The following is a 14315-nucleotide window of genomic DNA, read 5'->3' as shown; positions in this document are numbered from 1 at the left end:
TTAAATAAAGAAGCTTGGAGCTTTACCAAGCTTCTTTATTTTTTTAATTTAAACTTCATTTCAATAGGCAAATGATCTGATGCCTGTCCGAACTTTTTTAATACACTTCCCTCTACATACTCTATAAAATCCTTGGTGTAAAAAATATAATCAATACGTTCTTCTGGATTTTTTGTATCAAAAGTATTCTCAGGATTTTCAGTTGAAAAAGCAGCATTTCCTACTCCATCCATTGCAAACATTTTTTGAATAACGGCTTCACTATCTCTAGCTTTTGAGTTAAAATCTCCTAATAAAATTGTAGGGTATTGACTCTTATACTTATTAAAAAGATTCAATACGTACTCAAACTGTCTTACTCTCGTTGCTTTATCAAATGCTTCTAAATGTAAATTTATTACTACCACTTCTTTTCCTTCTACCTTAACTTTTACCACTTGTACCAACCTGTCTAAATACAAAGCGTCTCTATAAAAAGGGTTATCAGCTACTCGTTCTAAAACGATACGCTCATAGTCTTTTAACTCATATTTACTTAAAATTGATTGACCTGAAACTATTTTACCAAAGTGCATACTTGGTGGCCAGTATGGAAAAGGCACATAATTCTCATCCCAGTTTACACCTCTTGCTACATAATTATAACCTAGTTCTGCTAGTTTTTCTTCTTGGTTTACTTTATAAGATCTAGCTGCATTGTAATCAACTTCTTGAAGCGCTATAATATCTGGATTTACTTTTTTTATTTCAGTTAATACCTTTTTCATATTTCCTTCAAACAATTGCTTAGGTTTTGCTACTGCTCGGTTATTTGTCATCCCACTTAAGTACCCAATATTGTAGGTTACTATGCTATAGATTGAATCATTATCAGTTGTACTCGCATACTCATGCGTAATAACTTTAGCATACTCTGCTTCATCCATTGTTGGGGATGATGCCCAGAAAAAAAAGATTGCAAACACTCCTATAACCACCAATAAAAACCTTACAGCAATTCTGAAAATTAACTTCATAAAAAATAAAAAAATGTTAAATATAGTTTCAAATTTAAACTTTTTTAATCTGCAACGGTCTTAGAAGCGTAAATAATTAATAAACCTTAAAATTTAACAACATGAAGAAAGCACTAACACTCTTGATTTTAGCAGTTGGTTTTACTGTTACTACTCAAGCTCAAAAGAGAGATAAAACTAAACATGAAAAATTAACTGTAGAGCAAAAAACAGAATTAGCTGTAAAAAAAATGACCTTACAGCTTGATTTAACAGAGTCTCAACAAAAACAAGTGAAGCCTTTAGTAGCAGAGCAAATTTCTGAAAGACAGGAAATGTGGGCTAAAAGAAAAGCTATGAAAAAAAGCGGTACTAAACCTACTGCTGATCAGAAATATGCTATGAAAAGTAAAATGCTTGACAAACAAATTGCTTACAAAACTGAAATGAAACGTATTTTAAATGAGCAACAATATGAACGTTATGAAAAAATGGCTGCTCGAAAAATAAAGAGACATAGCAAGAAAGGTGATCGCAAAATACACAAAAAAAGAAAGCATCATAAAGAAAATAAAAGCGATAGGTAATATCGATTTATAGTAGATTAGTTTTTGATTGAAAAAAAAGCTCGGTTTTGGAAACAGAACCAGGCTTTTTTATTTTTCATTATTCTTTAAACCAACTTGAATATTTCACATAATTATTGGCAATTCGATCAATTTCATCTGAAATAAGTTCTTTGGAAATATCTTTTACTTTTTTTGCTGGAACCCCAGCGTACACACTTCCACTTTCAATATGTGTATTTTTAGTAACTACAGCACCTGCTGCAATAATAGAATTTGACTCTACTACACAATCATCCATGATAATACTTCCCATACCTACCAACACATTATCATGAATAGTGCACCCATGTACTAAGGCATTATGACCAATAGACACATTATTTCCAATAGTTGTTGGTGATTTTTGATATGTTGCATGTATTACTGCACCATCTTGTACATTTACTTTATCTCCCATTTTTATATAGTGTACATCTCCGCGAATCACTGCATTAAACCATACACTACACGACTCCCCCATTTGTACATCGCCTACAATAGTTGCGTTTTCTGCAATGTAACAATCATTTGGAATTTGTGGGTGTTTTCCTCTTACTGGTTTTATAATTGGCATAAATTTTTATTTAAAATATGATAATAAATTTGCTTTTTTTGATGCTGAAACCATAATTTCTTTCTCGTTTGATAGCACAACACTTCCTCCTTTTCCTTTTTTATACTTTACTATTTCATTAACGTTGACTAAATACGATTTATGTACCCTAACAAAAGAACTGTCTTTTAAAGCTTCTTCAAAATATTTAAGTGTTTTACTTACCACTTTTTTAGAATTATCAAAATAGATTTCCGTGTAGTTATCATCTGCTTTGCAAAATAAAATTTCCTCAACAGCTACTACTTCAAATCCATCTTGTTGCGGAATCGTAATTTTCCCATTTACTTGATGAGTCATTTTGGGAGTTAACACATTAGTTTCTAACTCATTTTCTTTCTCTTTAATTTCAGTTACAATACCTACTGCTTTAATCAACTCGTCGATTGAAATTGGTTTTAACAAATAATAAGTTGCTTGATTATTTAATGCCTCAATCGCGTAATGATCGTAAGCAGTTACAAAAACTGTTTCAAAAGTTTGATTTTCTACTTTTTCTAACAAGTCAAAAGCATTTCCAAAAGGCATTTCTACATCTAAAAACACCAAGTCCAATTCGTGTTTTTCAATTAGTTTTAGTGCTTCTTCAATATTACTTGCTTCTCCTAACAAGGTTACATTAGGACAGTATTTAGTAATATAGTTTCGTAAAATATCTCTACTTATTTGCTCATCTTCAACTATAATTGCTTTTATTTTCATTGCTAATTTTTATCCTTTTTTAGTATCAATGCTACTTTAGTTCCGCTTCCATCTTCAAAAGCATTTAAAACCACCACAGATATTTTATCCTGATACATATTATTTAAAATAGCAATTCTATTTTTTATTGTACTCATTCCTTTTGATTTTTGTTTGAGTTGGTTCTTCGTCTTCATTTTTATTGATTTCTCTCTTCCAACCCCATCATCTTCAATTAAAATAGTAATAGAATCATTATTTTTTGGAAGCATTGAAATTTGAAGTTTTCCCTTTTCTTGTTTGTATCTAAGTCCATGCCAAATTGCATTTTCTATATACGGTTGCAATAACATTGGTGGAATCGAATATTCATCTAAAGGTATACTTTTGTCTATATTAATAGTATAATCAAACTTATCTTTAAACCGGTTGTGCTCTAACTTCACATACAATTCTAACAACTCAATTTCTTTGGTTAACGGTATGAAATCTTCATCTGAATTTTCTAATACCGAACGCATTAATACCGAAAACTCTGACAAATATCTATTTGCGCTTCGCTCGTCACTTACTGCAATAAAACTGTTAACTGAATTCAATGCATTGAAAATAAAGTGCGGATTCATCTGTGACCGCATCGATTTTAAAGCCAATAAATTATTGGCTAACTTTTGTTGTTTATTCGTTCTAAACATAAAATACACCAATAAAACCATTAATAAAAAACCTCCAATTAATGAATAAATAATCCATTTTTGACGTCTATTACTCTCCTCTACCAATTGCTGGTCTTTGTATGCTAAACTTATTTTACTATCTGTTAATTCTTTGTCTTTTTCTAAACTTACTATTCTGTTTTGGTTATCTGAAATTCGTTTACTAAAACGTTTTACTTGTTGAATTTCCTGTTCTTTTCGTGAATATAAAGTATCTACCAATTTTACATAATCTTGATACGTTTTTAGAGCTTCTGTGTAATCTCCAACCGTAGCATATACTTCCGATAAACGCTTAGTCGCGTCTTTTTGAATAATTAAGTCTTTGTTTTTATCCGCATCTGCAATACTCTTTTTTAAATACGGGATTGCCTCTTCATATTCAGATTTTTGCATGTAGGCATTTCCTATTTTATAGTTGATTTTTTGTGAGGTAATTGAATCTACCAAAGATTCGTTGCTTTCCGCTTCTACAACTATATTATCTGCTTCTTTTAGGCTTTCTTTTCGCAACTGAATTTCTTCGTCGTATCGTTGAGATTTATTATAAAAATCGGCTACTTTTTGCTGTTCTTTTAACGAGCGCTTTTTGTTTTCTTCGGATGCTAATTTTAATGAGTTTTTAAAATAGCCATCTGCTTTTTGTGTGTTTCCTTGGGCTGCAAAAACTTCTGCTAGCTTAGAGTTTAAGTCTGTTATTTTAGGTGTGATTAAATTCTTTTTCGCAATTTCTAATCCTTTTTCGTAGTTTGCTTTAGCCTTGTTATAGTTTTTTTGAGCTAAGTACACATCTCCCAATCCTTGGTATGCAGTTAAACGTAAGTAATTATTAAGCACCCCGCTTTGTAGGCTTTGTATATAGTTTTGTTCACTACTGTTATAATCTTCCGATAAAAATGCTGCTTTTGCCAGTTTCAAACGAACCCTAGGCGAGTTTACTTCTTGTAAGGAAATTTGATAATTCTCAACCGCTAAATCGTACTGTTTCCAATAAAAGTACACCTCAGCTAATTCTTTAAACACAGTAGCTCTTTGGCTTTTATTTGGGTCTATCAACAACGTCTTTTCAACAAAAGACAAGCTCTTATCAATATTTTTCTTTTTGTAAAACTGAACAGAATCTAAATATTGTGAATATAAACCTGTTTGTTTTCTTGTACTATAAGAGCTTAGTTTTGATTTTTTTTGGGGCGTAAAATCTTCTACTTCCACCTTTATATCTTCATCATCTCTAATTGTATAAAAAACACGATTAAAACTAGGATGTGATACTTCTAATTGGCTTCCTACTGTGGCTTTTACTGTATAGCTTCCCGTTATTTCAGAAAATCGATATGTTCTTCCATTTACTTCTACACTCGCATCTTTTATAGGCTCACGCGTCTCTTTACTAACTACTTGAACTTTTACTAAAAAATCTTTAGCTGTATTTTCCTTTGTTTGAGAAAAAGCAGCGAATGAAAGGAAAAGAAATACTATGTATATTTTTTTAATCATTTACTGGAAAATATTCAACCACATTAAAATTTTCATTAGTTAAATCAACATAAAAATAATGTATTTGTAATTTATCTTCTTCTGATTTTATTTTTTCTGTTGTTTTAAAATACAGTCTTTTATTTTCAACTAACTCCTTAACATTTATTACTTTTTGTTTTTGAGGTGAAATTTTAATAAAATTTGTACCATCAATTTTACTTAAGTACAAACTTATATCATCCTCATAACCGAGTTTTTTATCATCATTAGTATCGCTATCAATAACTTTATACATTAATATTTGCTGTTTTGTAACATTAAATATCTCTCTTAAAAAGCTTACAGAAGATATATGGATATTTTCTTTCGTTAATGATGTAAACTTATCTGACCCTAATTTTTGAAATTTAAGGTTAATCATCATTCCATTAATTTCATTATCATAGAAATCTGTCAAATGATATGTTTTTCCTCCTTTGCTTAATGAAAAATAGCTTTTATTTACTTCCTTATTATTTCCATATCCTACAGGGTGTATAAGATAATTTGTACTATCAATATGTATAGGTAAATCAGCTATTTTAATTAAAGAAGTATCGACTTTAATTTCTTTTTTAGTTTTATCTAAAACAGTTATTTCATTAGTTTCATTTCTGGTTTTCGGCTCACAACTCAAACATATAATTCCTAAAAAAAGGAATATTAAAATTACTTCTTTTCTCATGTTTATTAATTTTTTATTTGTGTAAACATACTCACAAAAAGCCATACAAAAAAACACCTAAACCATTAAAACTCCACAAAAAACAGTCAAAAAATAGATGTTGCTCATTTAACTTGTTATTTCCCTAAATGAAACAACCTATTCACTCATTCTGTATTTTTTAAGAAGAAAGTTGGAAGTAATTTTGAATAGAAATTAACACCAATCAAACTTATACCCAATTAATAACTAAAAATAAAAATTATGAAAACGTACACATTAAAAGTATTTTTCTTTTGCTTAATACTACTAACAACAACTACATTTGCCAACAAAAACACCCCTATAAGAAAGGTAAAAAAACAAACTGTTAAAGTTGCTTTGTTACTGGATACCAGTAATAGTATGGATGGACTTATCAATCAAGCAAAAGCTCAACTATGGGAGATTGTAAATGAGTTATCATATGCTAAATGTAATGGCATTACTCCTAACTTAGAAATTGCTTTATACGAATACGGAAATTCAAGTTTATCTCCTAAAGAAGGATATATCCAACAGGTTTTACAATTTACGAGTGATTTAGATGAGATTTCTGAACATCTTTTTTCTTTAAGCACTAATGGCGGAAGTGAATATTGTGGTCAAGTAATACAAACTTCTTTAAACGAATTGGATTGGGGAACTAATAAACGTGATTTAAAAATGATTTTTATCGCCGGAAACGAGCCTTTTACTCAAGGAAAAGTAAACTATAAAGATGCTATTACTAATGCTAAAGAAAAAGATATTATAGTTAACACAATATTCTGCGGTGATTATAACCAAGGGATTACTGGAAGATGGCAAGACGGAGCTATTTATGGAGATGGTGATTATATGACTATTAATCAAAACAAACACATTGTACATATTGTAACACCTTATGACAACGATATTATTATTTTAAACAAACGTTTAAATGCCACCTATATTCACTATGGTTCTTATGGATATTCTAAATATAGTAACCAAGCGAAGCAAGACATGAATGCTGAGAGTTTAGATGAAGCTGTAGTTGTAAAACGTGCCGTAACTAAAAGCTCTAAACTATATAAAAATGCTGAATGGGATTTGGTGGATGCTTCAAAAGAAAAAGAAATTGATTATGGTTCTTTAAAAAAGAAGCAGCTTCCTAAACAGTTACAAAACAAATCTGCCAAAGAAATTAAAATGTATGTGGAGAAAAAACGTAAAGAGCGTACTGAAATTCAACAAAAAATTCAAGAATTAAATAAAAAAAGAAAAACGTATGTAGCTAAAAAACAAAGGGAAAGTTCTAAAAAAAATGAGTTAGAAAGTGTTATGATTAAAGCTATTAAAAAACAAGCAGAAAAGAAAAATTACTCTTGGTAGTTTTAATTGGGGTTTGGTTAGTTAAAGCGGAGTAAAACTCCGCTTTTTTTATTTTACCAATAGATCTTGCCCAATACTAATGTTATTATCACTTAAACCGTTCATCTTTTTCAATTGTTGTACCGAAACATTATATCTTCTTGATATAGAGTATAGCGTATCTCCTTTTTGAACTTTATGTGAAGTTGTTTTATACGTTGGCGTTTTTACTGCTAAAGAACCATCTCTTCTAACTCGATCGTATTTATCTAAGTTATACTTTGTAATAATAGAAATTAATTTTTGAGGATATTTTCTGTCCGTTGCATATCCTGCTCTTTTTAACCCGTATGCCCAACCTTTATAATCTGTATGCCTTAATCTAAATAAACTTGCATATCGTTTACGAGTTAGTAAAAACTGTGAGTGATCTTCATACGAAGTTTCAGGGTATTTATATTTTCTAAAACATTCTCCTTTTTCATCATCATCATGAGTTACACTATTACCTTGCCAACCTCTATGACATTTAATGCCAAAGTGATTGTTTGATCTTCGAGCTAAAGGGCTTCTTCCACTCCCCGATTCCAATACTCCTTGCGCTAAGGTAATACTAGCAGGAATACCATGTTCGTGCATTTTCTTCACTGCAATTGGTGCAAATTTTTGAATATAGGCCTCGGTATGGTTTGTAGTTGTTGATATTGGCTTTTGTATTTGCTCTAACTGTGGTAACTCAGGCATTTTTTCTTCTCTAGGTTCTAAAACCACCTCTTTTGGTGTATTTTTTACCACATTTTTACCCGACCCGCAACTTGTAAATATTGCCGCACAAACTACTAAAAAAACTACCTTTATTTTCATTAAACCTTTATTAACTCTTTATTTTTATTCTTTAATTTCTGGTTTACTCCTGCTATTCCTTGTAAACCTCCTGTATGAATTACTAGTATTTTACTGTTTTTCGAAAACATATCTCTTGCTACTAAATCTAGTATTCCAAATAACATTTTCGCTGTATAAACTGGATCTAATAAAATACCTGTTTGCCCTTTAAATTCATTTATAAAACGGATTAACTCTTCAGTATATTTTCCGTAACCTCCAAAATGATAGTTGGTTTGCAAGTTCCAATTTTTACTTTCTTTTGCATAAGGTGTTATTTCTTCTGCTAAGAAATCACCTTTTAGTGCAGGAAACCCAATTACCTTTTGATTCTTTTTGGCCGAATTTATCAATCCAGAAATCGTTCCTCCAGTACCTACTGCGCAGCAAATATAATTGAATTTTTCATCTTCATTTGTTAAAATCTCCTCGCAACCTTTTACAGCTAAAGCATTTGTTCCTCCTTCAGGAATTAGGTAAAAATTACCAAATTCTTTTTTTAACTGATTAATAAATTCTTCAGATGTTTTACTTCGGTAGGCTTCTCTAGTAATAAACTTAAATTGCATACCACTTTCGTAAGCTTTTCTCAAGGTTTCGTTTTGTAAAAGTGTTTTGGCTACATCCTTTCCAAGTTCATCACCTCTAATAATTCCTATTGTTTTAAAACCTGCCATTTTTCCTGCAGCAGCAGTAGCTGCAATATGGTTTGAAAAAGCGCCTCCAAAAGTTAATAAGATTTCTTTTTTTTGTTGTTTTGCTTCTGCAATATTATACTTCAGTTTTCTGAATTTATTGCCTGAAACGAATGGATGAATAGTATCTTCTCTTTTTATAAAAAGTTCAACCTCTTTTGTTGTTAAAATAGGTAAGTGAATTTGTTGGTTTTCTGGTATGGGAATTTCTAGTTTAAACAGCATTTTAAAAAGTTATCAATGCAAAAATAAGCCTTTAATCTATTTTAGTTTATCCCCTACTATACCAATGGTAATTTTTAAAAAAAATAACAACATAGTAGTGAAAAGTATTAACTAATCGTGCCGTGGTGTCTTCGGAGCATGCCGTAATATCAGCGACCCATGCCGTGGTGTCTTCGGAGCGTGCCGTGATATCAGCGACCCATGCCGCAGTGTCAACGGAGCATGCCGTAATATCAGCGACCCTTGCCGCGGTGTCTTCGGAGCACGCCGTGATATCAGCGACCCATGCCGCGGTGTCTTCGGAGTATGCCGCGGTGTCTTCGGAGCACGCCGTAATATCAGCGACCCAATAAGGAGACTATTCAATAAAGTGTGTCAACTTGTTTAAAGTTGCTCCTATTACTGAAAGGGAAGACAACCCCTATTAGACTTCGTTTATAATCCCGATAAAAAAGTTACCCTTTTTATCTTATTTCTTTATATTTGAAAGTGTTAATAAAATTGCTAAAAGTTACGCATATCCTACCGTAAAAGGAATATATAAGTAATTTTATTACGCATATAAACTAGTTAGCACACATTTGAACAAAACCAACAGAAATAGAAATGTCATACGAAACAGCTTTGAAAATATCGGATGTTGTAAATAGCATCCACAAGAAAAAATACTTACTTCCAGCAATCCAAAGAGAATTTGTTTGGAATACCTACCAAATTGAAAGACTGTTTGACAGTATAATGCGAAATTATCCGATAAGTTCCTTTCTGTTTTGGCAAGTGGACAAAGAAAGTGTGAACGATTATGAATTTTACGAGTTTCTACGAGAATTTCACGAAAGAGACAGACGACACAATTCAAAAGCTGACGTTAGCGGAGAAGAAGGAATTACCGCAATTTTAGACGGACAACAAAGATTAACTTCAATTTACATTGCATTAAAAGGGAGTTTTGCAGAAAAATTACCTCGAAAAAGATGGGATAATGATTTAGCATATCCAAAGAAAAAACTCTATCTAAATTTAGTAGGCAAATCAGAAGATTCCGAACTTGAATATGATTTTACCTTCTTGACAGACGAAGAAGCATCAGAAAATGACGAGAACAGTTATTGGTTTAGAGTTGGCGACATTTTAAATTTAAAAGAGCCAGGAGAAGTAAATTCATACCTAATAAGAAATCAAATATTTCAAAATTACACGCCCGAACAGGCAGAATTTGCAAATAACGCCTTGTTCAAACTTCATAACGTCATTCACATAACGCCTTTGATAAGCTACTACAAGGAACAAAGTCAATCTTTGGATAAGGTGCTTAACATCTTCATTAGAATTAACAGCGGTGGAACTGTTTTGAGTTATTCAGACCTTTTACTGTCTATCGCAACGGCTCAATGGGAAGAAAAAGACGCAAGGGAAGAAATAATAAAGTTTGTAGATGAAATAAACGATATTGGTGGTGGTTTTAACTTTAATAAAGATTTTGTACTAAAATCAAGTCTCGTAATTAATGAATTTTCAGATTTTGCATTTAAAGTAGATAACTTCAACAAAGCCAATATGCTCAAAATTGAGCAGAATTGGGATGCTCTTACAAGTGCAATCAGAATAGCTGTGAAACTTGTTTCAAGTTTTGGCTACAACCGAGAAACTTTAACTTCTAACAATGCTATCATTCCAATTGCATACTATCTGTATAAAATCGGAGCAACTGATAGCTATCCAACTTCAACAAAAAATTTAGCGGACAAAGAGAAAATTAAGAAGTGGTTAATTCTTTCACTTGTCAAAAGAGCATTTAGTGGACAACCTGACAACGTTTTAAGACCAATTAGAAAAATAATTCTTGAAAACCACGATAATTTCCCGACAGAATTAATAATTGACAAGTTTAAAGGAACAACCAAATCATTGCTCTTCTCGACAGAAGACATCGAAAATTTGACACATTACAAATACGGACAAGGATTTACGTTTTCAATTTTATCATTGCTTTATCCTCAATTAGATTACAGCAATCAATTCCATATTGACCATATATTCCCAAAAAGTCTTTTTACAAAAGCAAAATTGCGAAAACGTGGAATTTCGGAAGAAGATATTGAAACGTTTTATGATTGGTTCAACTACATCGGAAATCTGCAATTAATCGGAGCAATTCCAAACATTGAGAAAAAGGATATTGAATTTAAAATTTGGTTAAACAAAATTTATCCAGACCAAAGAAATCAAGACCAATTTAAAGAAGTCCATTACATTCCGAACGTAGAATTGGACTTTGAAAATTTTATCGAATTCTTTGAAGAAAGGGAAAAATTGTTGACAGAAGAGTTCAGTAAAATATTGCTGACCGAAGAAACTGTTGAATAAAAAAAACGTGTGCTAACAATGGCTATAAGTAATGCGGGTTTAAGTGCTAAATCGAAGTTTCGGGCTTCCATTCCGCCAAAGCTACGCTTTGACGTTTTCGGAAAAATAAAAGGTAAAACGCAAAGCGTAGCTTTGGCTACCGTCCGTACCAAACCGAAAGTTTTCGGCTCTGAAATCCCGCACTACTCATAGCCTAGACCGTTGCCAGTAATTTAAAATGACCGAAATTTTAAAGAAATATTTAGTTACAAAATGGAGGATTCCAATATTGCTTTTCGGAATTTCTATTATTCTTTTTATTAGTGGAGCGATTTTTCCAAATACCGATTTCGGATTTTATCTTCTCATATTTTTTGGATTTGTATTACTAATTTCATCGGTTTTGCAATTTTTCAAAAGAAGAATCTTAATTGGATTTTTTCAATTATCATTTTTGGCAGTACCAATTTTGTTCTTTGGATTTATGGCATATATGTTTGCTGGAATAATGAACAAACCTGATGGAGAATTAGCTTTGGACAGAATTGAACCGTTAATTGAAGAAAAAACAGACTTAATTATCCCAGAAGATTTTAAGGTTTTGGAAAATCTTATTGAACACACAGAAGGAGCTTTTGATTCTGATTATTCAATCGGACTGACAATCGAATACAAACAATCTGACGAGAAAAAAATTGTAGAACAAATTCTAAAAAGTACGGAACTGGAATCGAACAAAGGCTCGTGGAAAAAATACGATAGTGGATTTAATTTTGAACATAATAACAACGAAATAAATAGAGCTGAACCGTTTTATTTCAAAGTAGATACTTTAACCAACATAATGGAATTGAATTTAAGTCACTTATGAATAAAAAACTACTGGCAACAAAGAACTGAGGTAAAAAACAAGTAAATTTTATACTTTTTTAAACCAACGTACTTTTATATTTACTACTTTTTACTATGGCAAAAGATTCTTTTAGTAGCTTATTACACACCGTTATTAAAACAAGTTTTTACTTTTATTCTTAATATTAAAAATCAACTAACTGCTCCTCAACTTGTTCCCACTCTTCCATTAGTGCATCAACTTTCGCCTTTTTTGCTTTGTAGTTTTCGAAGAAGTTAGGACGTGAAGATACTTCATCGTAGTTCTGTGCTAATTCTAAATCTATTTTTTCTATTTCAGCCTCTAAATTTGCTATTTGTGTTTCAATTTTATTTAGCTTATTTTTTAACTTTTTTAATTCTTTTTCTTGCTCTCTTGATAATTGATAGGCTTCTTTTTTAGAAGTATCTTTTTCTTTAGTTACTACGGTTCTTTTCTCAGCATCGCGCAAACTTTCCATTTTGTGTTGCTCTAAGAAATAATCAATATCTCCTAAATATTCTTTTATTTCACGGTCTTTAAATCCGTAAACCGTAGTTGTTAATCCTTGTAAAAAATCACGGTCGTGAGATACGACGATTAACGTACCGTCAAAATTTTGTAGTGCTTTTTTCAACACATTTTTAGAAGCAATATCTAAGTGGTTGGTAGGCTCATCCATTATTAACACATTAAATGGCGATAGCAACAACTTACACAACGCCAAACGATTTCGCTCACCTCCTGATAGTACTTTGGCTTTTTTATCTACCGCTTCTCCACCAAATAAAAACGAACCTAACATGTCTCTTACACGCATTCTATTACTATCCGTAGCAGCATCTTCCATAATTTCTAGCACCGTTTTCTCTGGTGGTAATTCTTCCGACTGATTTTGTGCAAAGTAACCTATTTCTACATTGTGTCCTAGTTTTAAGTCTCCTTCAAACGGAATTTCCCCTACCATCATTTTGGCCAAGGTAGATTTTCCTTGTCCGTTTTGTCCTACAAAAGCGATTCTACTATTGCGCTCAATCAATAAATTTACATCTTTTAAGACCTCTTTTTCTCCGTAATTCTTGGTTAAATTTTCAGCTTCAACAATAATTTTACCAGGTTCTTTTGATATAGCAAAACGAACATTCATTACTGAATTATCATCTTGGTCTACTTCAATACGTTCTACTTTTTCTAACTTTTTAATTAACGATTGTGCCATGGAAGCTTTGCTAGCTTTTGCACGGAATTTCTCTATTAATTTTTCGGTATGTTCTATTTCCTTCTGTTGATTTTTCTGTGTTTGCAGCTGCTTTTCTTTAATCTCTGCTCGCAGTTTTAGGAACTCAGAGTACGGTTTTTTATAATCGTAGATTTGACCTAACGAAATTTCTATAGTACGATTGGTTACATTATCTAAAAACATCTTATCGTGCGATACTAAAACGATAGCTCCTGCATAGTTTTTTAAAAAGTTTTCTAACCAAATAATCGACTCAATATCTAAGTGGTTTGTGGGCTCATCGAGTAATAAAATATCATTATTCTGAAGAAGGAGTTTTGCAAGTTCAATACGCATACGCCAACCTCCAGAAAAAGTATCAGTTAACTTATCAAAATCTTCTCGTTGAAAACCTAACCCTTGTAAAATCTTTTCGGTTTCTCCTTGGTAGTTATATCCACCAAGTAACTCGTAACGTTCAGTTTTCTCGTTTAAATCAATAATTAATTGATTATACGCTTCACTTTCATAATCAGTTCTTTCTGCTAGTTGACGATTAATTTCATCAAGCTCTAGTTCAATTTCTTTAATTTCAGTAAATGCTTGGTATGCTTCTTCTAAAATAGTTCTTCCATGTACAAAATCAATATCCTGTCGTAAAAACCCTATACGTACATCTTTATCAAATGCCAGTGTTCCGCCACTACTTTCAATATCTTTTGATAAAACTTTTAATAAGGTAGATTTTCCTGCTCCATTTTTTCCAATCAATCCAATTCTGTCTCCTTTTATTAACTTAAAAGTGATTCCAGAAAACAAATCTGTTCCCATAAATGAAACTGATACATCGTGTACGTTTAACATATTTTTAGCAAATTACTTTAGTTTTGTAACTAGAGTTACAA

The 14315-nt window shown here is 31.6% G+C and carries 12 protein-coding genes; 4 read left to right on the top strand and 8 right to left on the bottom strand.

All coding sequences use genetic code 11. The features are described from left to right. Positions 1 to 35: 35 nt before the first annotated feature. Positions 36 to 1016, bottom strand: a complete 981-nt coding sequence (locus tag D6200_RS14000; RefSeq protein WP_073181748.1) for an endonuclease/exonuclease/phosphatase family protein — start codon at positions 1014 to 1016, stop codon at positions 36 to 38. A gap of 101 nt (positions 1017 to 1117) precedes the next feature. Here D6200_RS14000 and D6200_RS13995 point away from each other — a divergent pair, with 101 nt between their 5' ends. After that, the gene (locus D6200_RS13995; RefSeq protein WP_073181749.1) at positions 1118 to 1582 is read left to right on the top strand and encodes a hypothetical protein; all 465 of its coding nucleotides are present in this window, start codon (positions 1118 to 1120) and stop codon (positions 1580 to 1582) included. 79 nt (positions 1583 to 1661) lie between these two features. Here the strand turns inward: D6200_RS13995 and D6200_RS13990 are convergent, their stop codons facing one another. The 4 genes from D6200_RS13990 to D6200_RS13975 are packed head-to-tail and all read right to left on the bottom strand — an operon-like array spanning position 1662 to position 5816. Beyond that, positions 1662 to 2177: a gamma carbonic anhydrase family protein gene (locus tag D6200_RS13990; RefSeq protein ID WP_073181751.1), complete on the bottom strand. Its 516-nt coding sequence runs from the start codon at positions 2175 to 2177 to the stop codon at positions 1662 to 1664. A gap of 6 nt (positions 2178 to 2183) precedes the next feature. Then, positions 2184 to 2918, bottom strand: coding sequence for a LytR/AlgR family response regulator transcription factor (locus D6200_RS13985; RefSeq protein WP_047788537.1), 735 nt, complete (start codon positions 2916 to 2918; stop codon positions 2184 to 2186). Between the two features lie 2 nt (positions 2919 to 2920). Next, the gene (locus D6200_RS13980) at positions 2921 to 5110 is read right to left on the bottom strand and encodes a tetratricopeptide repeat-containing sensor histidine kinase (protein WP_073181753.1); all 2190 of its coding nucleotides are present in this window, start codon (positions 5108 to 5110) and stop codon (positions 2921 to 2923) included. Next, positions 5103 to 5816 carry a hypothetical protein gene (locus D6200_RS13975; protein ID WP_125064433.1) on the bottom strand — a complete coding sequence of 238 codons (714 nt, stop codon included), beginning with the start codon at positions 5814 to 5816 and terminating at the stop codon, positions 5103 to 5105. The genes D6200_RS13980 and D6200_RS13975 overlap by 8 nt, the downstream gene beginning before the upstream one ends. A 243-nt stretch (positions 5817 to 6059) precedes the next feature. Here D6200_RS13975 and D6200_RS13970 point away from each other — a divergent pair, with 243 nt between their 5' ends. Further along, complete coding sequence (locus D6200_RS13970) at positions 6060 to 7190, top strand: VWA domain-containing protein (RefSeq protein WP_073181754.1); 1131 nt, start codon at positions 6060 to 6062, stop codon at positions 7188 to 7190. A 48-nt stretch (positions 7191 to 7238) separates the two neighbouring features. Here D6200_RS13970 and D6200_RS13965 read toward each other — a convergent pair whose 3' ends face one another. Together D6200_RS13965 and D6200_RS13960 are read right to left on the bottom strand one after the other, a co-directional pair. Beyond that, positions 7239 to 8033, bottom strand: coding sequence for a glucosaminidase domain-containing protein (locus D6200_RS13965; RefSeq protein ID WP_073181756.1), 795 nt, complete (start codon positions 8031 to 8033; stop codon positions 7239 to 7241). Continuing rightward, entirely contained in the window at positions 8033 to 8974 is a 942-nt protein-coding gene (locus D6200_RS13960; RefSeq protein WP_073181758.1) for a 1-aminocyclopropane-1-carboxylate deaminase/D-cysteine desulfhydrase, read from the bottom strand. Before D6200_RS13960 ends, D6200_RS13965 begins: the two co-directional genes overlap by 1 nt. A gap of 606 nt (positions 8975 to 9580) precedes the next feature. Between D6200_RS13960 and D6200_RS13955 the strand changes: the two genes are divergently transcribed. Further along, positions 9581 to 11341 carry a DUF262 domain-containing protein gene (locus D6200_RS13955; RefSeq protein WP_073181760.1) on the top strand — a complete coding sequence of 587 codons (1761 nt, stop codon included), beginning with the start codon at positions 9581 to 9583 and terminating at the stop codon, positions 11339 to 11341. 217 nt (positions 11342 to 11558) lie between these two features. Then, the gene (locus tag D6200_RS13950; protein WP_073181762.1) at positions 11559 to 12191 is read left to right on the top strand and encodes a hypothetical protein; all 633 of its coding nucleotides are present in this window, start codon (positions 11559 to 11561) and stop codon (positions 12189 to 12191) included. 166 nt (positions 12192 to 12357) lie between these two features. Here D6200_RS13950 and abc-f read toward each other — a convergent pair whose 3' ends face one another. Continuing rightward, positions 12358 to 14274 carry a ribosomal protection-like ABC-F family protein gene (gene abc-f / locus D6200_RS13945; protein WP_073181764.1) on the bottom strand — a complete coding sequence of 639 codons (1917 nt, stop codon included), beginning with the start codon at positions 14272 to 14274 and terminating at the stop codon, positions 12358 to 12360. Positions 14275 to 14315 lie beyond the last annotated feature (41 nt).

Source organism: Tenacibaculum mesophilum (genome assembly GCF_003867075.1).
Taxonomy (GTDB): Bacteria; Bacteroidota; Bacteroidia; order Flavobacteriales; family Flavobacteriaceae; genus Polaribacter; species Polaribacter mesophilus.
Note: the sequence above shows the minus strand (reverse complement) of the source record. Positions and strands in the feature narration are given on the sequence as shown.